The following is a 21,798-nucleotide window of genomic DNA, read 5'->3' as shown; positions in this document are numbered from 1 at the left end:
TTAAAAACAGGCGCTTACGCCAGTTTCAAGCCAGCCTGATTTTCTCCTTGTGTCGTATTTGTGTCATGGTTGCCAAAAATGGCATCAATTTTCCGTGCGTGTTCGCTTAAGTGGTTCGGTGCCAGGTGAGCGTATCGACGGACCATTTCGATGGACTCCCAGCCGCCCATTTCCTGCAGAACGGAAAGCGGTACGCCGGACTGAATTAACCAGCTCGCCCAGGTATGTCGAAGGTCGTGAAAACGGAAGTCCTCTATACCCGCTCTTTCCAGTCCAATGCGCCAGGCGACATTGTCATCCACTCGCATTTTTCGGACAGCCGGAGTGACGGTTTTATCCGGGCGCGTTGATGGCTTCGTGTGAACGAATACCCACCTGGAACTTTTCCCGATCTGATCCCTTAACACCCTGCATGCGGTATCATTCAGAGCCACGCCGATAGCCTTGCCCGCCTTCGCGTTCTCCGGATTTACCCATGCAACCTTTCTCTGCATATCGACCTGCTGCCACTCCAGATCAATGATGTTGGAGCGGCGCAGGCCGGTTGCCAGTGCAAATATCACCACCGGCTTTATCGACTCCGGCATGCAGGCAATTAACCGTTCTGCCTCGTCCCTGGTCAGCCATCGGATGCGTTTGCTGATCGGCTTTTTCGTTTTTATAACCGGGGCCGTTTTAATCCAGCCCCAGTCATTAGCCGCAGCCTTGAATAGAGATCGCATGAACGAAAGGTGCTGGCTCTTTGTGGCCTGGCTTACCGGTTTCTCAACATACGGAGGCGGTTCCTTCCCCCGGCGTATAGCCGCGTCCCTGCGCGACTCCCATACCTGAATATGCTTACGGTTGACCATCTTCGAAACAGCCTCATGAACCTGATCAGCTGTGATGGTTGAAATATCCCGGCCGGAGAAATGCCGCAGGAAATATTCGATTTTGGTCTTATCGTCATCGAGTGACCGCTTATGCTCCTTCTCGCGGATCCACCTGATGCAACATTCCTCAAACGTCCTCGTCGGCAGCTCTCCAATTTTATCAACCCGCCACGCTTCTGCCTTCAGCTTGTCGTGCAACTCCTGCGCTTGTTTCTTGTCCCCCGTACCAAGAGATCGTCTAATTCTTTTCCCTGACGGCGTAACGAAATGACAGTGCCAGACGCCGCCTCTGAGGGTGATTGACATAAAATTTCTCCTTTATGTTCACCCGCGCTCGCAGGAACAGGATCGCGCGGGTCATGTAAATACGCAATACATGCAACGTCGGTCGTGCGGTATTTGTTACCGATCTTCTTACCGGCTAGTTGCCCGGAGTCGATAAGACGGTAGACAGTTCTCGGTGAGGTGATTAGTAGCTCGGCCGCCTGTCTGGCTGTCAGTGTTTTTGCCTCAACCATGCATTTCCTCCAGGCAAAAAAGAACCCGGCGCGGGGCCGGGCAAAAGGGATCACGAGGTGGCGCTTTCGCACCCAATAGCCAGCTCATAGCTCATAACTGGCTATCAGTTGCGTCAGGCGAATCTGATTGTTCGGCGCTGCTTGTCGTCGCCTCGCAGTTTTTTAATCAGGTTGTATGCATCCGGAGCGCGCCATCTTTCACCAACGCACTCACGTTTCATCACCTCGACCAGATCATCCCACTGCTCAATAATCCCTTTGAAGGTTGGAACTCGTTTGGCGATAGCAGGGAAGTGATCCCGAATCTCCGGGATGGCTTCCAGTAACTTCATGCAACGCAACATATCGGATGGGTCATGCGGCGCGCCGAAATGGCTTCCGTAAAATGGCTTATCCAAACCCAAAGCAATGGATGCCATCGTCGCACTGCTAACGCCGACATCTCCTGTCGCCTGCCACTGCAAAACCTTCATTGCTAAATTTGACATAATTTCTCCTCATGCAGCGCGCCGGGCACGCAGCGATTTGATATGCTCGCTCGTCTCCAGTTCGGCGCGTATCTGTTCCGCCTCTCTGTGATCAAGGTGCTCAAAGTCATTGTTGAATCGGTCGATTGAAGCGGTGTTTATCCGGCCCTGTCGCCAGTAGCGGACTATCTGAGAAGTGCAGCTGTGGATGATGACGGGCCAACCGTGCTGGTCAGCGTAAATCTGACCCCGTTGAATTAGCTGGAACATTGGATGACTCCTGCAAAAGGAGGTAGACAATTGCCACGGCGCGAAGTGGATTACGGTGAGTGGCGGTAAAACCTAATTCGTGTGATGCCATCCACACAGTCTTTCCTGATGGAACGAGCCTGATCCGATGTTTCTTCATTACCGGGAAAAGCTCTTCCGCTTTGTGCAAAGGGAAGAAGCCAGTGGTTGCTTTGGTTCCACACCAATCCCAGCTAAGCTGAGCACCTCCTGAGTGATGAGGACTTATTTCTGCTTCATATTTCGGCTTAAGAAGGTTTGCGAGAAGCACGCTGATTTGACCATCACTGAGTTTGGTGTAATCCATCAGCAGCCCCTTTGCTTACGGATAAGTTTCAAATCAGCCTGGCAACTGGCGCACGTCTGGCAGCCGGGAACGGCAGCGCGTCGCGGCTCGGGAATTGGTTCGTCGCATTCTTCACAACGCTCAGCTGATACAGCGTTGCGGTCGATGCGGTGAGCGGAAAGGGCAGCGTTACGCTGAAGCTCTTCAATCTCTGCTGCTGTGTCGATGATGTCCATGGTCACTCCTTACTCGCGGTTTGGCCGTGATTAGCGAATTCGCCATGTCGTGCATTTCTAAATGACTCAACGGCTTGAATTGCATCTTCAATATTTTCAAATTTACCCAAGTGATATTTCTTTCTGTCAAACATGCACTGGGAGTGCCATTTCTTAGTTTTATTGCACCAACTGACACCTTTGTGACCGCTTTTGTTGGTCTTGCGCAGCTTTTGGTTATGCATGTTTTGGGTGTGAGTCGCTGGGCGTAGATTTGCGATACGATTGTCGGTACGAACGCAGTTGATATGGTCAAGATGACTTGGAGGGAATTCGCCAAACATGTAAAGCCAGGCCAATCTGTGCGCCAAGTAATTCTTCCCGTCGAGCTTAATCCCGATGTAACCATTGCAGGTCAGGCTGTCAGCTGGCATTCCCGGCTTTATGCAATAAGCGGTGGATTTTATCCAAGTAAACGATCCAGTAAGCGGGTCATAATCTAAGCACTCCTTAAGTCTTGCCTGAGTAATCATGGTCAATGCTCCCGGAACTGTCGGTTAATTCGGTTGAAGGTGAACGCCAGCAATAAAAAAGGAGCCTTAAGCTCCCGGGGGATTAGTGCCTTCATGCTGCACCGCCTTCATTCTTCACGGCTTCGACTGCCATCTGCTCAAGCCGTCGCGATAACTCGGCGGCCAGAGTCTGGAACTCTTCATCGGTCGCCACCGGGATCGGCACAAAGCGAATCCCGATGTGCGCCAGGTGGTTGGCAATATCGAGGCTTTTTCTCAAATCAACGGGCGAGGCTTTGTTCATGCAGCACGCTCCAGCTCTTCGAGCCCACCGCGCACTGCATCAATGATGCGTTCGAGGTACTGATAATGATGGTTCGGCACAGACGGCCATTTTGCGTACCATGGATCATCACCCAGCAGGTTAAGCAGCTTGTCGCCGACGAGATAGTTGCAGCAGCTCGCCTTCACATCTTCAGCATCTTCAGCCTCATCCCACATTGAGCGAGCTTCATTGCCGTCAATTTCATGCTCGCGACGCAGTTTGATGATCTCACCCTTAACGAAGGCGAGGTTGGCGTCATTGTCATCATCTACTGTGCTTTGCAGTTGCGGGTCGAAATAGCCGATAAGGTACTCATTGCTGACGCGCTTAATGAAGTCCTGAACAGTGTCACCGCCCATAGCAAACCAGGCTCCGGCCCACGCCTTACCGAAGCAGGTAATGGTGATGCGACCCTTACCCGGCTCATAGTTTTCAATCATCACCCTGACCGGGTCGAGGCGTTCAACATCTGAAATGGTAAACGCCATAACATCGCTTTTTTCTACCTTCACGATTCAACTCCGAAGCGGCGATTAAGCCGCCCTGTGTATACGACGAACTCCAGGAGGCTAACTCCCAGAGCTTCAATTTTCTTGTGATGCTTGTTGATGATGGTAGGCACCGTTTCGTTCCAGTTAGGCTTTGGCTTCTTGCGCATGGCCTGCTGGATTTCCTCGGTGCAGCGGCGGCAGGCGGCGCGGATGGCGTTCTCTGTCTCTGGCGTCATGCGGCCTCCCGACGGGCGAGAGTTTCGCCCCGAAAGCCATCAGCTCGTCCCGATCCACAGTTGCGAAGTGGCAGTGTGTTCGCGGATACGGTCGCCAGATGATGAGCATCGACCCTTTGTTATTTCCCGATACCGGCTTACCGGTGACCGGGTTGATAAATGCCAGCCGCCCCGCGGTGATGAAGCGAACCTCGCTGGCGGTCTGGATCGCTTCTTTGAACCAGCCAACCGAAGTGTCTGCCGGAACCAGCATTACCGTGCCGATCTGATTGGCGCTCTCGGCAGCGGCCTTCTTAACGAAGGGCGTGATGTCGCTGTATGGCGGGTTCATCCAGACGTATCCAGGCACATTCAGGTAATCAGCCCAAGGCGTTTCCAGAGTGTTCTCCTCGGCTGTGATGAACTTCCGGCACAGCGCGTTATGCGGCGCCGCAGCGGCATCCAGCTGGAAACAGAACTCAGCATCAAGGGAGGCGAAAAGGGCTGGTGGAGTGCGCCAGAGGTCGCGCTGATCGAGCGGTGTTTTACTTCCGCCATAATCACCATTCGTCTTCTCTGTTGGAAGCGCTGCGGCGATGCGCTCACCAATCCACCGCATAACCGGTACTGCCATGCTGTTGCCGATCGCCTTGTAACGCGGTGCATCATCAGCAGATTTTCCCTCATATGGGATCAGCGTGTGCCCATCAGGGAATCCCTGAAGCCTTTCATATTCGAGTGGGGTGAGGGTTCTTACGCGATTATCATCCATCACGACAATCTCTCTGCGGTCCTTATAATCTCTGGCCGAAAGCGTACTGCTTACTCCGTCATCGACGTATGAGTCTGTTCTTCTGAAGCGATAGAGAGTGCAGTTATCAACTGTGCTGGCGCGTCTTTCGCTCCCATCATTATTCGTCTCAATCGACCCGCCGCCGACGTCTTGCTCAAAAAGTACCGCTGCGGGATCGAATCCTTTTCGAGCACTTGCGACAACGAACACACGACGGCGTCGTTGGGCCACTCCGAAAAATTGAGCATCAAGGATGCGCCAGGCGATAACCCTTTCTGGTCCAGACACACAACCAGCGTGCGTCCATTTTCCCCCTGCTGGCTGCAATTCACTGCTTTCTCCGGCAAGTCCTGCCAGAAAGCACCCGAAGGCATTGTCTTTGCTGCTGAGCACGCCGGGAACATTTTCCCAGACGATGATTGATTCTGGCTCACCGCGTTCGCGGCGCTTTGCGTCGATTGCATTGGCTAATTCCACGTAAGAGAGGGTTAACTGCCCGCGGTCGTCAGACAGGCCTTCACGTAAGCCTGCGATACTGAATGCCTGGCAGGGCGTGCCACCGACAAGAACATCAGGCGCTTCGACATCACCAGCGCGCACCGCATCGGCGATTTTGGTCATGTCGCCGAGGTTGGTTACTTCCGGCCAGTGATGGGCGAGGACTGCGGATGGGAATGGTTCGATTTCAGAGAACCAGGCGGGTTTCCAGCCGAGAGGTTCCCATGCTTTGCTGGCAGCTTCGATGCCGCTGCACACGCTTCCGTATTTCATGATGCACGCTCCGGATCGTTAACATCCCAGCCATTACGCTCAATATTGGTTTGCAGCCGCTTATCTCCGACCTCTTCAATGCTGCGGCCGGTAATCTCTGCGACTTCAGCGTTTGAGTGTCGCCACAGCAGCGCCAGCTCTTCGAGTGACCACGCTTTCATAGCACTGACTCCATTTCGTCGATGTAGAGGCCCTGAGCAATCAGGCGGCTACGGCGGGAGGCACGTTCAATGCACTCCTGCCGCCTACCTTCCTGCGATTGCTCAATGGCGCGCCTGGTGAACAGCCGCGATTTGCCCTGAGGTGTAATGACCTTTGGCTTCGTGACCAGGTCGAATGTCCGATCGCAGATGCCGTCCTCGTTGACCCATTTTTCCGACTCAACGATCTGAGCTATCTGCCCGGAGCCGCGGGTAATGCCGTTGGCTACACGGTTAAACTCGATGAGCGTTACGCCAAACTTCTCGGCGATTTCGCTGCCGGTTACCGGGCGGCCGCGCGTCTGAATCATCCAGATAACGCGCTCACGGAGGCCTGAGAATTGTCCGGTTCGACCGGGTCTGCGGTAGAAGGGTGTGCGTTTCATTTCCACTGCTCCCCGAACGTGAAGCCAATCTCCGCCAGCGCCTCGTCCATTTTCTCGATGAACTCAGGCACCATTTCGTTGAAGTTGGACATGTACTGCGGATCCCGCTCAACGACGACGTGGTGAATACCTTCGCGTTTCATGCGCGGGTCGTAGTTGGCAAAGAACCAGGCGTCTTTTCCGGTAACCCACATGCTGTACTGCACCTGGGCCATGTACGCAGACTTGATGGCTTCGAAACCGCCAAGGCGGAACTTCATGAAGTCGCGGGAGGTGAACGGACATTTCAATTCGAGGCCGAATCCGTTACTGCACAGGCCGTCAGGAGAGCACGCAGTGCGCATGCTCACGTCACGGAAAAGGATCGGAGACTCCGTGACTTTTACGTCAGTTGTGAACTCGAAGAGGGTGCGAGCATCTTCCTCGTACTGCTTACCCCAAGCCAGCGCCTTGGCGTTAACCTCAGGCGCTACACCGGTGCATACCTCGGCGAGCAAGGTGTGGAAATAGGACATTTTCATGTCAGTCCACTTCTTCCCCGATCTTGGCTTGGCGATAACGTTGTGCACTTCAGAGGCGGTGATAACGCCGAGGCGCAGCCGGTGCCATGCCTCGTCGCCTTGCTGGATAGTGGTTACGTCAATACCGGTCCGGGCAAGGATAATTTCTGGTGTCATGCTGCCGCCTTAGCCCTTTTCTGAAGGAAGCCAAACCCTTTCTGCGCCTCTTCTTCAGTGAGTTCTGACGCCTCAAGAATTTGCCGTTTGAAGATGTCGCTGCACAGTGGGAGGAAGTCTTTCTCCCAGTCTTTATTCAGCGATGTTAAGAGATCGGTTATCGCCTGCAGCGTTTCTTCGCTTGCTGCTGGTGGAAGTGATTCTGTTGTGCTGCGAGGCGTGACGTCACGGATATCTACGTCCAGTGATTTACCTTCCATTTCTTCAGCGGTAGGCTGCTGGCCAATCTCAGGCCATGCCTTACGCAACGCCTGAGCTTCCGCGCATTTCGCCAGTTGTCCATACGGGCGCTTTTTCCACATCGCGTTCGGCGCCGTGGTGTCGCGCCCTCCGGTGGCGTAGTTTTCAATCCAGTACTCTTTAGCGCTGAACTCGACGATCTCGCCGCTGGGCATGCGCTTGTAGACGGTGTATTTGCACCACTGAGGGAAGGTGACCTCGACACCAGAAAGCGTCTGAGTCGTGTCTGGCCCGAACTCTGGTTCGCGGGCCCCGGCATAATCGCCGGAGCGGTCCGCCTGAATGCGGTAAAGCCCTATGCCCGGCATGACCACGTCGCGCCATTCGCTTTTACCCGTTCTTGAGTCTTTGACGCTCATCGGCACGAGGTGAACGGGCTTCAGCAACGGATCCAACTGGCGGGCGCGGCAGTAATCGAGCGCCATCATTACCGATTCGTCTTTGGCGCCAGGGTAGATACTGTTCTTCAGCGCGCTCCAGGTAGCGACGTCGATACCTTTTTCCGTCAGCGCACTCGCCGTGATTGTTAATTCGTTTGCCATCGTTAATCCCCTCAAAAATTAAAATGGGCAGCCGGTACGGTGTTCCCAGTCGTATTCCGCCTGGGCGTAAGCAACTGCCGAAATGAAATCGTTGTAGGCTTCGCCAGCTTTATCGCTGCGAAGTCCTTCGTATGGGCTGGAGTCAATCGGGATCGTGAAGTGAAAGAGGCCGGACGGCTCTTTTGGCATCATGTCGATGATTTTCTGCGCCCGGTCGTCGATCCACTTCTCTTTCTCGTCGGTGAGCTGCTGCTCAACCCAGCGCCGATCTTCGATGCGGTCGTAAGTGAGGTATGCGTTCATGGTTGCCTCAGTAATGGATTTTCGCGCAGGGGATCAGGTCATCTTTCAGTGCGGTGAGCACTTCGATAGCCTGTTCGCGGGTTAAGCTGGTTTGGCTGGTGAGCGCGTTAACGATGTTGGTGCCGACCGTCTTGCGATGCTTCACGTCAGCTTCACGTTTTGCCTGCTCATCGGCGATGCGCTTCTCTTCGGCCAAGCGAGCATCTTCAACCTGTTTTGCCTTCAGGCGCTCAGCTTCAACCGCCGCGGCTTTTTCGCGTTCCGCCCGCGCTTCCGCTTCCTGCTTCTCGCGTTCCGCACGCTGCTCCGTTTCGATGCGCTGGCGCTCTGCCAGCTCTGCACGCGCTTTCTCTTCAGCTTCACGGCGTGCTGCGGCGTCAATCTCCGCTTTGTGCTTTGCTTCGGCATCGCGGCGGGCTTGTTCTGCCGCTTCCTGCTTCAGTCGTTCGTCACGTTCACGCTGAGCCTGTTCTGCCAAGCGTCGCTGCTCTTCGCGGTCCCGGTCGAAATCCTTGTTCATCAACAGAGCCATTTCGTGGTCTGCTTCGAACTTGGCCGCCAGCTCCTGATCGAACTTAATGTTCATTTCCAGCGCTTCGGCGTGCAGCGCGTTCATGGCTTCTTCAGCCTTGATACGTTCCTGCTCGGCTTCCCATTCGGTTAGAGGACGGCGCACTTCATCCTTAAGCGCCTCCAGCCGCTCACGCACAATGCGGCGGCTTTCGTCGATCTGCTTCGGCAGGGCTTTAAGCTCGGCAACCAGATCTTTACCGGCGTTGTCGATGTAGGTTTTTGAACGGGCAACCTTGTGCGCCATGGATGCGATAGCGTCGCGGCCTTTTCGGGTCGACACATCCGGCACCAGGCTGCGAGCTTCTTTCTCGATCGCCTCAATAATCGGGTCGAGCTGCTCTTTGGTGGTGAATACCGCCATTGCGTTCTGTTTTTCAATGACGACTAAATCCGTTACTTCGCTCATGGTTTCTCCTGAAATTTGGATGTGCAGATCCCGCCCGCTTAATGCCAGGCCGATCGGTTGAATAGGGTGGTTACTGTTGCGCGATGGATTTCGCCGGGAACTCGCCGTTGCGAAGGATGCTTTCTACCGGCCAGCATTCTGCTGTTACTTTCTGCTCTGTTGCTGCCTGGCTGCATTCCTGTTGGCTGTCGTAAACGCCGAGAATGACGTCCTGATAATCACCGTTGGTCATTGCCACGGTCAGGACGAGCGCGAATAAAGTTTCCATCAGTGAAGAGTCCTCCCGATGGCGATGGCGTAAAGGCGCTTTGCTGCTTCCCACGCCGGAGCATTGCGATGGAGTACCGCGAACGACGCGAGCCGTTGGGCCTCTCTGATCTGCTGCTGGTTTACCATGATTTCCTCTTGGCCTTATCGCGGCGAACGGAACAGTTAATACAAGACTTCAACGCATTTATTCAGTGTTTCAATGGGCGGTGGATGGCCACCGGTTGTCATAACTAAGCCGCCTCGGTGAAGCGACTGAGGTATGAGGCATTAAAAAACCCGCCGGAGCGGGTCAGTCGTAAGTGAGGCCATGGTTTTCGTACTCTTCCCCGTAGCCATCAAGCTTCTCTTCAAGCATTTCGCGAAGCTTGTTTTTCCCGTGACGCATTACTCCAAAATGGAACACTTCATTAAGCAAAGCGTCTGCATTGTTTTTGCCGCTGAGATTCACTTTTGGTATTTCGATAGTGCTGCTGCCTTTGATGGTGTCTATCTTCAAGACGCATTTACCAGACAGTTGAACCTGCTTATCTGACATACCCTTACCCTCTGTCGTTACCCGCTGATGCGGGAGAAATGCTTTGGCGATTGGATGGCCGGTGCTGGACTCCGGCTGGGCATTGACCGCGCTGCGACCAAATGCCTCTACAGCTAATTCATCCAATCCCAAAACATTCCAGTTACGCACCATTGCCGCTCTCCCTGAGCCCGCCGGGCGTCCGACGCATGGTTTACTGTCGCGCCGTTCGACTGACCGAATCTCCACTTCGCCGCTGGCTAACTTCGCTCAGCTGTCGATGTTTCGTTTCGATGGATTGATAATAGCGATGAGTATTGTTTATAGCAATACGTATTGATATTAAATAATAGCAATTGCTATTAATGCGTTGATAGCTAAAGGAATTTATTTGGATATTTTTTCGCGGGATTGAGATTCAGATCGTTTTTTTACTGCGGCGGGTATTGCTGTGACGAATGGGCTGGCTGCGGGCAATAAAAAACCCAGCACTATGGCTGGGCTTGATTCATAGCTGGGTTTGTTAACCGTGTTTTCTGTATGTCTGAGGCATGCTACCAATCACCTTGCCGAATACGAGTATCCTGTTCATTTCTTCTTTTTCGATTGGCTCCCACGGGCGATAAGTCTGATTGTCGGAGATGACCAACAGCTTATCTTTCATCTTCTGGAGGCGTTTAACGTGGGAAGTATCGTCGTAGATAAAGGCGTAGATCCCGTCACCATCAAAATGTTGGACGCTGATGTCGACGAACAATAAGTCGCCTGGTTCAATGGTCCCGGACATGCTGTCTCCGCGAACATTAATGATTCTGATCTGCTCAGCCTTCCTGCCATTAAACATCCGACGAGCATCTTCCACTGAGTATTCCACGGATCTAAGCACCTCTACAAATTCGCTGTTGATGGCTCCTGGCCCGGCGCTTACGTAAAAGTCTAGCGCCTCAATGCGGAATGTGTCAGTAGGGGCCAGCTCTGTTTTCGGCTGCGAAATTGCGGGCATTTGACCATCTTCACGCATTGGGCCAACTCCGGTTGAAAGCCACTCAGTGCGAACGCCAAGCGCATTGGCGATCTCAACGATTTTAGTTGAGCCTCGGGCATTGCCACTGGTCAGCCTCCAGATGGTGGGCTGAGCAACGCCAGACGCCTTAGCTAAAGCGCCCTGAGACATGCCAGATAGTTCCATCGCCTGATTCAGGCGTTCTGCAAGAGTTTCTTTTTTCATGAGTTTTAATTTATACGCTTGCGTATTGATGGTCAAAACACGTTTAGCTATTGCCTAAATCAATACGCATTGCTATTATCAATTCACACCAATACTCATAGGAATTGGAAGATGACGAACAAAACAATCCAGCGCGCCATTGATATCGCTGGTAGCCAGAAGAAATTAGCCGACCTTTGCGGCGTTGCTCAGCCGACGGTATGGCGCTGGTTGCACGGCGGCGGCATTGATGCCCGCTACGTAATGAAGATTGTCACTGCAACAAACGGCAAGCTAAAACCAGCAGATATCCGTCCAGACCTCGCCCAGCTGCTTGAGGCGAATAACACAGCCGCTTAATTGCGGCCCTAACCACGAAAGGGAAAGCAATGCATTCACTTGCGTATCAACAAGGTAACAAATTTTCGCCAACGGCGATGATTTACCAGAATCGCCGGGAACCTGATTCCAAGGCGTTAAACATCGATGGGATCCGCGCAGCAGTTCGCGCCTGGGCCGCTGATTGCCGCAGCCGTGAATTTGTCGCTGCACTGATTGTTGAAGAGTGGCGGGCAACCGGCGGCAACGGGTTGGATATCCCGACTGACTCGCACCGCCAGATGCAGAAAGTATTCCGCTGGATCGACGGCGACACCGAGTACGCCGCCAACAACATTCGCCAGCTGGCTCCGGCAATCATGGCCGTGCTGCCGCTGGAGTACCGCAACCGCCTGGCGCCGAAGAACGACACGATGTCACTAATCGCCTCTGCAATGAAAGAGTGCGCCGAGGCTAAACAGGCAGTGCTTCTGGACGCTCCAGAGCATCAGAAGCTGAAAGAGGTAAGCGAAGGTATAGCGTCGCTGTTCCGCCTCATGCCGGAGCAGGTAGGGCCGCTGATGACAATGGTGACGTCGATGTTGGGGGTTATGTGATAGGTGCCAGAAAAGAAAAAGCCCTTGAAGCGGTCACTTCAAAGGCCTTCCAAACACTGTGTTACGCCAAGTAACGGGAGTAAGTATGTCAAAAACTCGCAAAAAGTACCAGGAAAAAGAGGAACGTCGCCATCCAGATTCACCAGATGGCCTGGTTGTCGCTGCCTCAAAAAACCGGGCGTTCGCGGAGCGCTTCGTTGGCATGGCAAGACTGGCACTGATTCAGGCAGGGGTGAAGCATGGGCGTCGTTAAGCATTTAGCAGACTACAGGCCGCCGCTGGAGGTCGTGGAGCATCGTGTGGCGCAACTGGAAGATGGGTTCACTCGCGTCGCGAATGAGCTTCTTGATGCCGTTATGGCTTCAGGTTTGAGCGAAACTGAGATGTGCATTGTGCTGGCTGTCTGGCGCAAAACATACGGCTTCAATAAAAAAATGGATTGGGTCAGCAACGAGCAACTGGAGCAGATGGTTGGTAAGCACCACACGCATTGCTCTACTGCCAAAAACCTGCTGATCGGCAAGAAGGTATTCATTCAGGAAGGCCGCAAAGTGGGCATGAACACTAATGTCTCCGAGTGGAAAACAAAGGTTAACGGATTCTGCAAAACATTAGCTAAACCTGCTAAGAAAACCTTAGCGGAAGTTGCTAACAGAACTAAGCAGAAGGTGCTAACCACAAAAGACAATAATCAAAATACAGAAAGACAAGATCCCCCTAAATCCCCCCAGGGGGAAAAATCGCTCGCTCAGGATGTGATGGATTACTTCAACGAGCTAACTGGTAGTCGTTGTGCTGCGCTGGCACCTTTCGAGAAAGCTCTCTCCACGGTGAAGAGCAAAGACCAGTGCTACACCGCTGAAGAGCTGAAACTCGTTATCCGCTGGGCCCATGTGAACTGGGGTCACAGCTTCAAGCCAGAGAACCTGTGCCGTATGACCCGCTTTGATGGATACCTGTCAGACGCCCTGGTATGGGCAGATGGTCATGGAAGCAACCCGGAAGCCTGTCCGCACGCAGAGATCATCAAGCTCTGGAATGAAAAATTCCCTTCGAAAGCCGTTTCGCTGCATGAGTGGAACCGCCGCCGCCCGGCCTATCGAGACCTGGAAGCTGTATGGAACGGCAAAACCACCCAGGGCAACTGGCGCGAACTGAAGCACATGGGCATGGCCTTCGAGCTGATTAGCAAGTCTTCCCTGTTCGGCACCAGAGGCGATCAGCCATGGCTGACTCTCGACTGGATACTTAATCCGAAGAACTGGGGATCTGTCTACGAGCAGGCCATCAACGAGCACCGTGAGCGCAAGGGAGTCAAAGCATGAGCCGTTTTATTGATTTATACGTTGAGCAGGCCGTCATCGGCGGGATCATGCTCGCAGCGGGCCGCACAGACGGCGTTGACATGGCGACTGACGCGATTGAGGGGCTGACTGAGGACCACTTCACAGCAACGCCTCACAAGGTGGCTTTGCGGTCCTATAAGCGCCTTAACGAATCCGGGGAGAAGATAGACCTGCTGACACTGACCAGCGACCTTGAGCGCCTTGGAGCGCTGGAGAGTGCGGGCGGATTCGCTTACCTGGCTGAATGCAGCAAAAACACACCGTCGTTCGCGAACCTTGCCTCGTACTGCGAAAAGTTGCGGGAAATGCATCTCGGCCGCCGGATGACCCTGGCGCTACAGGTAGGGATCCAGAAACTGTCCGAACCATCCAGTGAGGGTATCGCTGACATCATCGGCAACATACAGGCCGATATCTCCGGTATTGAGCACAGTGCTGACTATGGAACCGAACACATCACCACCGGGATCGACATGTCGTTAGAGACCATCCAGTCGATTATCAGCGGTGATATCTGGAAGCACAAAACCGAGCTTGGCATGGCAACCATCGACAGCGCATTCGGCGGGTTCAACAACACCGATTTTATCGTCGTTGGTGGACGTCCTGGCATGGGGAAAACCATGTTTAGCACCACAGTGACAGAAACCGTAGGCCTGAAAAACAAAAAGCCAGTGCTGTTCTTCAGTCTCGAAATGCCAGTGGAACAAATCTCTGAGCGAGTCGCTTTCCACCGGGCGCGGGTAAGCAAAGAAGATCTGCTGAGCAAAGTTAGCGGGAAAATGGACGAGGCATGGGGGAAGGTTAGTCACTGCATGAAGGAGTTCATCGACTCTCCAATCTACATCAATGACAAGCCATCCCTGAGCGTTCACCAGGTGCGTGCTGAAGCGCGCAGAATGAGCAAGAAGCTGGGCGGACTGGGCGTGGTAATCGTCGATTATCTTCAGAAAATGCGGATGTCAGACCCGGAGAACATGAACCGCAGCGTAGGGGAGATCGCCACTGGACTGAAAAACCTGGCAAAAGAATTGCGTTGCCCGGTCATCGCTCTGGCCCAGTTGAACCGAAACCTGGAGCAGCGCGCTAATAAGCGTCCCGTTGCGGCAGACCTGCGAGAGTCTGGCGTTATTGAGCAGGAGGCAGATGTGATCTTCATGGTGTATCGGGATGAGAAGTACAACGAAAACACCGAACTGAAAGGCATCACCGAAATCATCTGTGTGAAGTCCCGCCATGCGCCGGGGGCAGAAAAGACCTACCACTTCAGCAGCCGCTACTCCGGCCTGGACCCGGTAGATTTCACCTACAGCGGCCAGATGCAACAGGAGGCTGACTATGAGTGCTAAGACGATGAAAGGCAAACAGGCAATTCTGCGTTATCTCGAAACGCACCGGACCTTCACCGCGAAGGATGTGGCCACAGAGTGCGGCATGACCATCAACTGCATCACGAAGAACGCTATCGATCTGGAGCGGGCCCGCAAGATTGTGCGCGTGAGCAAGGTCTGGCGAACGGTGACTTATCGCCTGGCTACGCCGGAAGAGCAGGACGGCACCGCGCGCAGCTGCACCAACGGAATATTTCAGGAGTGCCGCAACAGTCCGGCGATGAGAAGGGTATTGATGGTTTGGGGGAGGGTAGGGGTATGAAACAGAAATTTATCGAGTGGTTTACCAAGAACAACAACGGCTGCTCGCCAGCGATGGAAGACGACAGAAGCTTTGTCTACGAGATGACGCAGCACATGTTCGAAGCCTACCAGGCTGGCGTGGCAGAAGGTGAAGCCAGATGCGCGCGGCTGGCTGCGGAGAATGCGAGGCTGAACAAATTCATCACACAGAGTTGCTACGTGTTTGATGGTGAACAGCATGAAATATCCGACGCGTATATCAGTGCTACAGATGGAGGTATGCCAGAAACTCCAGAAACAGAAAATTTCTTTACTGAAGTGCGGGCTCAGGCTCGCAAGGAAGGCGCTCACTTTGTTGCTAACCGAATGTTGGCCGCATGGGATGCTGGATTTATCGACGACACAGCAAAGAGCGCGGCAGACATCGCGCGGATGATTCTCACATCAACAGAGTTTATGGCTGATGCTCCCGAAGGCGATTTCGATCGCTCGTTCGCTGATGGCGTACTCGAAGACATCGCCGCCCAGCTTCGCCAGGAGGCCGCCCAATGAGCAACATCGACAAACGGGCATTACGTGAAGCAGCCAATGCGGCAAACGCAGCATCATGGGGATATTGGGAGTCTTACAAGCCACACAAAGGAGCGCGAGGCTATGAGGTTAAGGTTGGCGTGAAAGCGGTAGCGCAACATTGCCTCAAGGTTGATTCAGTTTTCATCGCCGCAGCCAACCCCGCCACCGTACTGGTGCTGCTGGATGAGCTGGAAGCAAAAGACTCAACCATAGCCACTCAGCAGCAGGAGATACGAACGCTTCTTAATGCGTTAGGGCAATCATCAGAGAAGAGAAATTCTGACCTTCCTGACCAGAAGCGAATTATTGGTTGGCGAGCATCAGACTACACCGACGAGACATCTGACCCTGAGCTAGCTAAAAACTGGGCCGCTGCAATTGGTGTGCTGCCGATTTTTGAAGGCGACGTGAATACCAAACTAACGGCCGCTGCAGCCGGGAAAGGAGAGGCATCATGAGCACCTTCACCAAAGAGCAGTTAATCGAAAAGCTTCAGCACAGAATTTCTGTCGCATCAGGATTTCCGGAGTCAGAAAAAGCGCAAATGGATCTTGAGCTGGCGCGTATCGCGCTGGCATCGCTCGAAGCGGAGCCTGCCATTCATCGCTGGCGCAGGGTGACCGCTGAGCCATACGGCCCTTATCCTTGGCATTACGGTAATTTTATCTGCTTCTCAAAACCAGTTGATGGGATTGAGGACGAGTATTATTACGCCGCCCCGCCAGCGCCGGTATCTGTGCCTGATGAGCGTTATCAGCATCTGAGTGAGCTTTATCACGCGCAGGAGAAACGGCTGTTCAAGCTCGCACAGCGAATCAAGGGGGCGTCATTCGATAAATACGCGTACTCACCATCGCAGGCTATCGATGTCCTGGAGTCAGCAATTTTTGGTGAGCGCGAAGATGAATGCCGCGCCGCCATGCTTCAGGGTGCCGAACTTGTAAGTAATCGTGATGAGTTGCCGGATGGTTGGGTGGCTTGCAGTGAGCGGATGCCGGAGAAAGCTGATGAAGTTTTGTGTGCCAAAGAATTCGATGGTCCAGGTGATTGGCGCCAAAAGGTTGGTTATTACTTAGCGGGGAAATGGACGGTGTATAGCGCATCATGGACGCCGACCCACTGGATGCCACTGCCAGCAGCACCGCAGCAGGAGGCCGACAATGAGTAGTCTCAACGTTATTGCGGCCAGAGCCAGATTGATTTCATGGAAAAGACAGTTTGGCCCGTTTGTCAGATGCCCTGAATGCTTTCACGGGATCGCTAAATGTGGGCTATGCAAAGGTTCTGGCAAGGTCATTCAGGAAGATATCGACGCATGGAATAACCCGATAGCAAAATTCAAGCGGCAGGAGGTGAAGTGATGGGCAAGTTTACTTTCGTCATTGAGTTCGAAGAAGGCAAGGAGCCGCCAGTGCATGCCCATATGGAAGCTTTGGGCGGGAAGGTTGTAGCGGTCGCGTTCCGGGATGCATTGAGCGAGGGTAATCCTACGCAGACGATCACTACCCATCCTCAGGTGCTTAGTGAGATGCGGTGCTTTATCTGCAATGGTAAGCATCCTATCGGTGTCGCCTGCCCACTCAGTTCGCCATCAGTGGTATCGCATAATGCCTGACCCATTAGACGCATAACAAACAGGCCTCTTCGGAGGCCTGATTACACAGCACGAAATGTTAATAAAGAAAAGAAGTAAAAGCTCAATATTTATACATAACTTATTGAAAAGGAAATCAAATGACCACTATCGTAATAGACCACGAGGTGCAAGACGACAAGATTCACATGATAGAGGAATTGCTACATGACGTAGCGCTACGTGACGTTAACTGGAGCGGCGCAAAGTTCGAAATTGAGCGAGGAGACTTTACCTGCATTCCAGACGATGAAAGCGCTGATGCTGTAAAATTGCTCAATAAGATACAGGAAATAATCTCCGGTTACTGACCCTCCTTAAATTGATTTTCAAGAATCAAGCAGCCATAATCATGTCATCGGAGCCTGAACAACTCCGGTGACTTCTGCGCATTTAAGGGGACTTAAATGCGACCACAATCTGAACTCCTCACCTTGTCACAGATGCAGAAATGCACCTGCGATTTTCTGCATTCTGCGTTACCTCTTGGAGGTGGCGTATGAGTATCAAATTCTACCTACGCGACGAGCAGGTTCGCCGCAACCTCATCGACTACATCAACAAGCAGCCTGTCAACGCAGATTTTCCGCTCGTGGTGAGTTTTGCCGACCCTAAGCGCACCCTTCCTCAGAATTCACTATTCCACGCGCTTTGCGGCGACCTGGCAAAGCATCGCATTCAGTGGGCTGGCTCTGCTTGGTCGCTTCCGTCGTGGAAATCAATTTTGGTCTCCGGTCACTCCATTGCCACTGGAGGGCAGGGGAAGGTTATTGCCGGGCTTGAGGGGGAATTGGTGGCAATTCGCGAAAGCACCTCATCGATGGGGATCAAGCGGATGAACAGCCTGATTGAGTACACCCAGGCTTTCGCCGTCAGCCAGAACATCCAACTTCGCGATGTCCGTTATCGTGGCGATTATTTTGGGAGGCTTGCATGAATAATCCTCTCGCACGCGTCATCACAAACGAAATCTTCCGCGTTCGGACTCGCCGTCAGCGCAAGCCAGTGATTAAGCCGTCCGACATCCCGACCCTGAAGGACTACACCGCCCGTCTGGTCGATAAGAAATGGCTGCGCCTGGCGGCACGGAGGAAGTCATCGTGAGCAATATCATTCAGCAACTTCAAGATTATGACCTCTGCCAGCTTCAGTCGCTGAGGAATCACATCAACGAACTTATCGCCCAGAAAAAGCAGGAAGAGAAGCGAGTTGTTTGGCGGGTAATGGATGCATTTATGGCCGTAGATAACTTCAGGGAAGAAGATTATTTGAAGGCTGTAGAGTGCCTGGCTGCAGAGGCGGAAAAAATAAATGCCGATGAGCACTCCACCAATAAGGAGCGCGAGTTGCGGATCGTCGCTGAGCGTGTGCCCGCATCTGAATATGAGGGCTGGTTCAATGGCTAAGTTACCGCGCCGCAAGTGCGCACATCATGGCTGTCGCCAGTGGTTCCACCCGGTACGCAACGGGCAGTTAGTTTGTAGCTTCGAATGCGCCAGCGCGATCGGCAAAGAACAGACCGCAAAAGCCCGTGAAGCCGCTAAGCAGAAGGCGGCGCAGCGCCAGCGCACCGAAGAGAAGGCAGGACGCCAGCGTCGCAAGGCCAAGCGCGAGTCATTCAAGACTAAAGCTCAGTGGGATAAAGAGGCCCAATCGGCCTTCAACCGCTACATCCGGATCCGTGACGAGGGGAAAGAATGCGTCAGCTGCGGCAATCCACTCATCGGCAAAAGCAATTACCTGACCGGTAGCGCCATTGACGCCAGCCATTACCGATCACGTGGTGCTGCCTCACACCTCAAATTCAACGTGTTTAACGTCCACTCCGCTTGCACCCGCTGTAACCGGCAGTTGAGCGGTAATGCCGTTGAGTATCGAGTTCGGCTGATTGAGCGTATTGGTCTGGAGCGTGTCGAGCGCCTTGAATCTGACAACGAGCCACGCCGGTTCGATATCCCATACCTGCAGCGCATCAAATCCATCTTCACACGCAAAGCCCGCGAGTTGGAAAAACGCCGGACCCGCCGTCAGGAGGCCGCATGAACTATACCGACTTCCTCCAGTACCAGGCCGAAAGCGTTAAGCGCGCCAGCCTGCCACCAGTAGCAAAGCACAGCGAGACCAAAACCAACCAGCCACAGAAGGAAGCCGCATAATGAACCTCGAATCAATCGCTAAATACTTTGCGCCTAAATCACCGATGTTCAGTGACTCTCCTCGCGCAACAGCATCAGACAGCCTGACCGGAACTGACGTTATGGCGGCGCTTGGCCTTGTTGGGCACAAATGCGGATTTGGCTTCGATCTTTACCTGTCAAAGATTGGCGTCACCACCCCTGACATAGCACTGGAGAGACTGTATGAGCAGGCGAGGAAATTATCAGGTAAGAACAGAGCATTATCAGATCTCGATGAATCACTTCGCGCAGGCGTTCTTAAAGTTATCTGCGCTTTTGCATACCAGGATTACTCAAGAAGTGCTGCCAGCACTCGAAAATGTGATTGCTGCGATGGGGACGGATTTACAGATGCTCAGGTGTTTACGAACAAGGTCACCTATCCGTGGGGCAAACCGCCGTACTGGGCGAAAATGTCACGGGCCGTGCGTCCGAGCGACTGGGAGAGTTGGTCTCAGGCGCGTGAGGTGGTGCGGGTTAAATGCAAACCATGTAACGGAAAAGGTGTTATCAGCAATTCGTGTCGCTGCCACGGAAAAGGTAAGGTGCTGGACAAGGCAGAAAGCTATCGGCAGGGCGTGCCGGTGATGAAGGTCTGTGGCCGTTGCGGAGGTAGAGGATATGCAAGACTCAAGTTCTCGACGGTAATTGATGGTGTTAATACCGTTGTGGAGATAAAGAAAACCGCAGCATATGAGCAACTTCAGCCGATCTTTGAGGAACTGGTCGCCGAATGCCATAAACAGGAGTCTATGGCTGATTCTATTCTCTCAAAAGTCACGAGATGAAAAATACTTTCCATGAAACATTGGTTATGTAGAAAATAGACTTGCATTTTGCGGAAGAACTGGATAGATTCATCTCTAACGCTGGGAATCCGTTCAGTCGTTCCGAAGCAAAAAAATTACAAGCCCGAGGTTAACGCCTTGGGCTTTTTTATTAGCTGATTTAGCTCAGTAGGTAGAGCGCCTGCCTTGTAAGTAGGATGTCGGCGGTTCAACTCCGTCAATCAGCACCAGAATCCCGCCAGCTGGGATAGGCCGTAGAGCCGACATTGCCTTACCCTCACATTGCCAGCCACGCCGCTGGCTTTTTTATTATCAGGTTCCAGGAATCATCCTCGACATGCTTTGTTGTTAAACTCAGCCCGAGAACCTGACCCCTTTCAAACACAGCACCCGCTAGATACGCGAGGTGAGAGTATGTATCGCATGGAAAAAATAACCACTGGTGCTGCCTATGGCGCTTCAGCCGGGAGCATCCTAAATGGCATGTTGAATGCCTACAGCCCCGAGCAGTGGAATGCGATCGGCGTGCTGGTGGGTATCATCATTGCCGTACTGACGTACCTGACGAATCTGTATTTCAAGATCCGCGAAGACAACCGCCGCAGCAGGAGCCGAGATGAACCCGACACTCAGGAATAAGCTGGTGGGTGCCATTGTTGGCGGATCCGGAGCAATCACCATTTCTGCAGTAATGCTGGGTAATGCAGATGGTCTGGAGGGGCGGCGCTATTACGCCTATCAGGATGTTGTCGGCGTCTGGACTGTTTGTGATGGGCACACCGGTACCGACATTCGCCGCGGCCACCGCTACACCGACAAAGAGTGCGACAACTTGCTGAAGGCAGATCTGCGAAAGGTGGCAAACGCCATCGACCCGCTGATCAAGGTTCGCATCTCTGAGCCGACCCGCGCCGCGCTTTACTCCTTTACCTACAACGTTGGCTCTGGTGCCTTCGCCAGTTCCACGCTGCTGAAGAAGTTGAACGCCGGTGATGTACCGGGTGCATGCAAAGAACTGCAGCGCTGGACGTATGCCGGTGGTAAACAGTGGAAGGGGTTGATCACCCGACGCGAGATTGAGCGTGAAGTTTGCGAGTGGGGCCAGAAATGAGCCGACTAACAGCAATCATCTGCGCTGTCGTTATCTGCCTGCTGGGTTCAATGGCCTGGGCTATTAACCACTACCGCGGCAACGCCATCACCTACAAAGACCAGCGCGACAAGGAAACCGAGAAACTCAGCCTGGCAAAGGCCACCATCACTGATATGCAGGCCCGCCAGCGAGACGTTGCTGCACTGGATGCCAAATACACGAAGGAGCTGGCAGATGCTAAAGCTGAAAATGATGCTCTTCAGCGCAAGCTTGATAATGGTGGTCGGGTGCTCGTCAAAGGCAAGTGTCCAGTGCCAGCCACAACCGAAACCGCCAGCACCTCCGGCGTGGGCCATGATGCCACCGTCGAACTCTCTGACGTTGCTGGACGAAACGTTCTCGGTATCCGATCCGGAATCAAGCAAGACCAGTCAGCACTGAGGGTGCTGCAGGAGTACATCAATACGCAGTGCCTGAAGTAAACGAGC

41 protein-coding genes and 1 tRNA gene are annotated in these 21,798 nt (G+C 53.3%); 22 read left to right on the top strand and 20 right to left on the bottom strand.

Annotated features, from left to right (window positions below; translation table 11 throughout):
* Window positions 1–14 precede the first annotated feature (14 nt).
* The 20 genes from SK51_RS21350 to SK51_RS21265 all read right to left on the bottom strand — a co-directional run bounded on the left by SK51_RS21350 (window position 15) and on the right by SK51_RS21265 (window position 11,152).
* Window positions 15–1,172, bottom strand: coding sequence for a tyrosine-type recombinase/integrase (locus tag SK51_RS21350; protein WP_223831790.1), 1,158 nt, complete (start codon window positions 1,170–1,172; stop codon window positions 15–17).
* Window positions 1,055–1,390, bottom strand: coding sequence for a helix-turn-helix domain-containing protein (locus SK51_RS24630; RefSeq protein WP_071886183.1), 336 nt, complete (start codon window positions 1,388–1,390; stop codon window positions 1,055–1,057). The genes SK51_RS21350 and SK51_RS24630 overlap by 118 nt, the downstream gene beginning before the upstream one ends.
* Window positions 1,391–1,503: 113 nt before the next feature.
* Window positions 1,504–1,878, bottom strand: coding sequence for a hypothetical protein (locus SK51_RS21345; protein WP_045324643.1), 375 nt, complete (start codon window positions 1,876–1,878; stop codon window positions 1,504–1,506).
* A gap of 9 nt (window positions 1,879–1,887) precedes the next feature.
* Window positions 1,888–2,127, bottom strand: a complete 240-nt coding sequence (locus SK51_RS21340) for a DUF4222 domain-containing protein (protein WP_045324641.1) — start codon at window positions 2,125–2,127, stop codon at window positions 1,888–1,890.
* Window positions 2,090–2,452 (bottom strand): hypothetical protein, encoded by a 363-nt coding sequence (locus tag SK51_RS24625; RefSeq protein ID WP_072202601.1) that lies wholly within the window; start codon window positions 2,450–2,452, stop codon window positions 2,090–2,092. The genes SK51_RS21340 and SK51_RS24625 overlap by 38 nt, the downstream gene beginning before the upstream one ends.
* The gene (locus SK51_RS21335; RefSeq protein WP_053072955.1) at window positions 2,452–2,667 is read right to left on the bottom strand and encodes a TraR/DksA family transcriptional regulator; all 216 of its coding nucleotides are present in this window, start codon (window positions 2,665–2,667) and stop codon (window positions 2,452–2,454) included. The genes SK51_RS24625 and SK51_RS21335 overlap by 1 nt, the downstream gene beginning before the upstream one ends.
* 2 nt (window positions 2,668–2,669) lie before the next feature.
* Window positions 2,670–3,179, bottom strand: a complete 510-nt coding sequence (locus tag SK51_RS21330; RefSeq protein WP_047359666.1) for an HNH endonuclease — start codon at window positions 3,177–3,179, stop codon at window positions 2,670–2,672.
* 91 nt (window positions 3,180–3,270) lie between these two features.
* Window positions 3,271–3,462, bottom strand: a complete 192-nt coding sequence (locus tag SK51_RS21325) for a DUF1382 family protein (RefSeq protein WP_048207109.1) — start codon at window positions 3,460–3,462, stop codon at window positions 3,271–3,273.
* Window positions 3,459–3,995: a phiTE_072 family protein gene (locus tag SK51_RS21320; protein ID WP_048207107.1), complete on the bottom strand. Its 537-nt coding sequence runs from the start codon at window positions 3,993–3,995 to the stop codon at window positions 3,459–3,461. The genes SK51_RS21325 and SK51_RS21320 overlap by 4 nt, the downstream gene beginning before the upstream one ends.
* Window positions 3,992–4,210, bottom strand: coding sequence for a hypothetical protein (locus SK51_RS21315; RefSeq protein ID WP_048207106.1), 219 nt, complete (start codon window positions 4,208–4,210; stop codon window positions 3,992–3,994). The genes SK51_RS21320 and SK51_RS21315 overlap by 4 nt, the downstream gene beginning before the upstream one ends.
* The gene (locus SK51_RS25070) at window positions 4,119–5,753 is read right to left on the bottom strand and encodes a phage N-6-adenine-methyltransferase (RefSeq protein WP_230679798.1); all 1,635 of its coding nucleotides are present in this window, start codon (window positions 5,751–5,753) and stop codon (window positions 4,119–4,121) included. Before SK51_RS25070 ends, SK51_RS21315 begins: the two co-directional genes overlap by 92 nt.
* A complete protein-coding gene (locus tag SK51_RS25490; protein ID WP_165601990.1) occupies window positions 5,750–5,914 on the bottom strand; it encodes a hypothetical protein in 165 nt (54 codons plus the stop codon). Before SK51_RS25490 ends, SK51_RS25070 begins: the two co-directional genes overlap by 4 nt.
* Window positions 5,911–6,339: a hypothetical protein gene (locus SK51_RS21300; RefSeq protein ID WP_048207104.1), complete on the bottom strand. Its 429-nt coding sequence runs from the start codon at window positions 6,337–6,339 to the stop codon at window positions 5,911–5,913. The genes SK51_RS25490 and SK51_RS21300 overlap by 4 nt, the downstream gene beginning before the upstream one ends.
* Entirely contained in the window at window positions 6,336–7,016 is a 681-nt protein-coding gene (locus tag SK51_RS21295) for a lambda exonuclease family protein (protein ID WP_048207102.1), read from the bottom strand. Before SK51_RS21295 ends, SK51_RS21300 begins: the two co-directional genes overlap by 4 nt.
* A complete protein-coding gene (bet, locus tag SK51_RS21290) occupies window positions 7,013–7,858 on the bottom strand; it encodes a phage recombination protein Bet (RefSeq protein ID WP_048207100.1) in 846 nt (281 codons plus the stop codon). Before bet ends, SK51_RS21295 begins: the two co-directional genes overlap by 4 nt.
* Before the next feature lie 18 nt (window positions 7,859–7,876).
* Complete coding sequence (gene gamL, locus SK51_RS21285; RefSeq protein ID WP_048207099.1) at window positions 7,877–8,161, bottom strand: host nuclease inhibitor GamL; 285 nt, start codon at window positions 8,159–8,161, stop codon at window positions 7,877–7,879.
* Between the two features lie 7 nt (window positions 8,162–8,168).
* Complete coding sequence (locus SK51_RS21280) at window positions 8,169–9,140, bottom strand: coiled-coil domain-containing protein (RefSeq protein WP_048207097.1); 972 nt, start codon at window positions 9,138–9,140, stop codon at window positions 8,169–8,171.
* 70 nt (window positions 9,141–9,210) lie between these two features.
* Window positions 9,211–9,408, bottom strand: coding sequence for a DUF1482 family protein (locus SK51_RS21275; RefSeq protein WP_048207095.1), 198 nt, complete (start codon window positions 9,406–9,408; stop codon window positions 9,211–9,213).
* Between the two features lie 291 nt (window positions 9,409–9,699).
* The gene (locus SK51_RS25705) at window positions 9,700–10,098 is read right to left on the bottom strand and encodes a hypothetical protein (protein WP_230679797.1); all 399 of its coding nucleotides are present in this window, start codon (window positions 10,096–10,098) and stop codon (window positions 9,700–9,702) included.
* A gap of 349 nt (window positions 10,099–10,447) precedes the next feature.
* Window positions 10,448–11,152 (bottom strand): XRE family transcriptional regulator, encoded by a 705-nt coding sequence (locus tag SK51_RS21265; RefSeq protein WP_032665741.1) that lies wholly within the window; start codon window positions 11,150–11,152, stop codon window positions 10,448–10,450.
* A gap of 111 nt (window positions 11,153–11,263) precedes the next feature.
* Here SK51_RS21265 and SK51_RS21260 point away from each other — a divergent pair, with 111 nt between their 5' ends.
* From SK51_RS21260 to SK51_RS25920, 22 genes are all read left to right on the top strand, one after another.
* Window positions 11,264–11,491, top strand: a complete 228-nt coding sequence (locus tag SK51_RS21260) for a helix-turn-helix domain-containing protein (RefSeq protein ID WP_023306335.1) — start codon at window positions 11,264–11,266, stop codon at window positions 11,489–11,491.
* 29 nt (window positions 11,492–11,520) lie between these two features.
* A complete protein-coding gene (locus SK51_RS21255) occupies window positions 11,521–12,066 on the top strand; it encodes a toxin YdaT family protein (protein WP_048207092.1) in 546 nt (181 codons plus the stop codon).
* A gap of 85 nt (window positions 12,067–12,151) precedes the next feature.
* Window positions 12,152–12,319, top strand: coding sequence for a hypothetical protein (locus SK51_RS25485; protein WP_013095956.1), 168 nt, complete (start codon window positions 12,152–12,154; stop codon window positions 12,317–12,319).
* Window positions 12,306–13,391: a replication protein gene (locus tag SK51_RS21245; RefSeq protein WP_048207091.1), complete on the top strand. Its 1,086-nt coding sequence runs from the start codon at window positions 12,306–12,308 to the stop codon at window positions 13,389–13,391. The genes SK51_RS25485 and SK51_RS21245 overlap by 14 nt, the downstream gene beginning before the upstream one ends.
* A complete protein-coding gene (locus SK51_RS21240; protein ID WP_048207089.1) occupies window positions 13,388–14,761 on the top strand; it encodes a replicative DNA helicase in 1,374 nt (457 codons plus the stop codon). The genes SK51_RS21245 and SK51_RS21240 overlap by 4 nt, the downstream gene beginning before the upstream one ends.
* A gap of 4 nt (window positions 14,762–14,765) precedes the next feature.
* Complete coding sequence (locus SK51_RS21235; protein WP_023311412.1) at window positions 14,766–15,065, top strand: hypothetical protein; 300 nt, start codon at window positions 14,766–14,768, stop codon at window positions 15,063–15,065.
* Window positions 15,062–15,598: a hypothetical protein gene (locus SK51_RS21230; protein WP_048207087.1), complete on the top strand. Its 537-nt coding sequence runs from the start codon at window positions 15,062–15,064 to the stop codon at window positions 15,596–15,598. Before SK51_RS21235 ends, SK51_RS21230 begins: the two co-directional genes overlap by 4 nt.
* Window positions 15,595–16,077 carry an ead/Ea22-like family protein gene (locus SK51_RS25700; RefSeq protein ID WP_075551287.1) on the top strand — a complete coding sequence of 161 codons (483 nt, stop codon included), beginning with the start codon at window positions 15,595–15,597 and terminating at the stop codon, window positions 16,075–16,077. Before SK51_RS21230 ends, SK51_RS25700 begins: the two co-directional genes overlap by 4 nt.
* Complete coding sequence (locus tag SK51_RS21215) at window positions 16,074–16,787, top strand: DUF551 domain-containing protein (protein ID WP_048207085.1); 714 nt, start codon at window positions 16,074–16,076, stop codon at window positions 16,785–16,787. Before SK51_RS25700 ends, SK51_RS21215 begins: the two co-directional genes overlap by 4 nt.
* The gene (locus SK51_RS21210; protein ID WP_032634778.1) at window positions 16,780–16,980 is read left to right on the top strand and encodes a hypothetical protein; all 201 of its coding nucleotides are present in this window, start codon (window positions 16,780–16,782) and stop codon (window positions 16,978–16,980) included. Before SK51_RS21215 ends, SK51_RS21210 begins: the two co-directional genes overlap by 8 nt.
* Window positions 16,980–17,234 (top strand): hypothetical protein, encoded by a 255-nt coding sequence (locus SK51_RS21205; RefSeq protein WP_048207083.1) that lies wholly within the window; start codon window positions 16,980–16,982, stop codon window positions 17,232–17,234. The genes SK51_RS21210 and SK51_RS21205 overlap by 1 nt, the downstream gene beginning before the upstream one ends.
* A 119-nt stretch (window positions 17,235–17,353) precedes the next feature.
* The gene (locus SK51_RS21200; protein ID WP_048207081.1) at window positions 17,354–17,563 is read left to right on the top strand and encodes a hypothetical protein; all 210 of its coding nucleotides are present in this window, start codon (window positions 17,354–17,356) and stop codon (window positions 17,561–17,563) included.
* A 188-nt stretch (window positions 17,564–17,751) separates the two neighbouring features.
* Window positions 17,752–18,189, top strand: coding sequence for a recombination protein NinB (locus tag SK51_RS21195; RefSeq protein ID WP_013097726.1), 438 nt, complete (start codon window positions 17,752–17,754; stop codon window positions 18,187–18,189).
* Complete coding sequence (locus SK51_RS21190; RefSeq protein ID WP_048207080.1) at window positions 18,186–18,356, top strand: NinE family protein; 171 nt, start codon at window positions 18,186–18,188, stop codon at window positions 18,354–18,356. Before SK51_RS21195 ends, SK51_RS21190 begins: the two co-directional genes overlap by 4 nt.
* Window positions 18,353–18,658: a hypothetical protein gene (locus SK51_RS21185; RefSeq protein ID WP_048207079.1), complete on the top strand. Its 306-nt coding sequence runs from the start codon at window positions 18,353–18,355 to the stop codon at window positions 18,656–18,658. The genes SK51_RS21190 and SK51_RS21185 overlap by 4 nt, the downstream gene beginning before the upstream one ends.
* Window positions 18,651–19,295 carry a recombination protein NinG gene (locus SK51_RS21180; protein ID WP_048207077.1) on the top strand — a complete coding sequence of 215 codons (645 nt, stop codon included), beginning with the start codon at window positions 18,651–18,653 and terminating at the stop codon, window positions 19,293–19,295. The genes SK51_RS21185 and SK51_RS21180 overlap by 8 nt, the downstream gene beginning before the upstream one ends.
* Window positions 19,292–19,408 carry a hypothetical protein gene (locus SK51_RS25695; RefSeq protein ID WP_155404799.1) on the top strand — a complete coding sequence of 39 codons (117 nt, stop codon included), beginning with the start codon at window positions 19,292–19,294 and terminating at the stop codon, window positions 19,406–19,408. The genes SK51_RS21180 and SK51_RS25695 overlap by 4 nt, the downstream gene beginning before the upstream one ends.
* Window positions 19,408–20,217, top strand: coding sequence for an antitermination protein Q (locus SK51_RS21175; protein ID WP_048207076.1), 810 nt, complete (start codon window positions 19,408–19,410; stop codon window positions 20,215–20,217). Before SK51_RS25695 ends, SK51_RS21175 begins: the two co-directional genes overlap by 1 nt.
* Before the next feature lie 154 nt (window positions 20,218–20,371).
* A tRNA-Thr gene (locus SK51_RS21170) sits at window positions 20,372–20,447 on the top strand.
* Between the two features lie 184 nt (window positions 20,448–20,631).
* Window positions 20,632–20,856, top strand: coding sequence for a class II holin family protein (locus SK51_RS21165; protein ID WP_001752682.1), 225 nt, complete (start codon window positions 20,632–20,634; stop codon window positions 20,854–20,856).
* Window positions 20,834–21,328 (top strand): lysozyme, encoded by a 495-nt coding sequence (locus SK51_RS21160; RefSeq protein WP_048207075.1) that lies wholly within the window; start codon window positions 20,834–20,836, stop codon window positions 21,326–21,328. The genes SK51_RS21165 and SK51_RS21160 overlap by 23 nt, the downstream gene beginning before the upstream one ends.
* Window positions 21,325–21,792 carry a lysis protein gene (locus SK51_RS25920; RefSeq protein WP_048207074.1) on the top strand — a complete coding sequence of 156 codons (468 nt, stop codon included), beginning with the start codon at window positions 21,325–21,327 and terminating at the stop codon, window positions 21,790–21,792. The genes SK51_RS21160 and SK51_RS25920 overlap by 4 nt, the downstream gene beginning before the upstream one ends.
* Window positions 21,793–21,798: the final 6 nt, after the last annotated feature.

It is taken from the genome of Enterobacter sp. MGH85, from assembly GCF_001037655.1.
In the GTDB taxonomy this organism is placed as follows: domain Bacteria; phylum Pseudomonadota; class Gammaproteobacteria; order Enterobacterales; family Enterobacteriaceae; genus Enterobacter; species Enterobacter intestinihominis.
The sequence above is the reverse complement of the archived record's forward strand: the minus strand, read 5'-3'. Positions and strand labels throughout refer to the sequence as shown.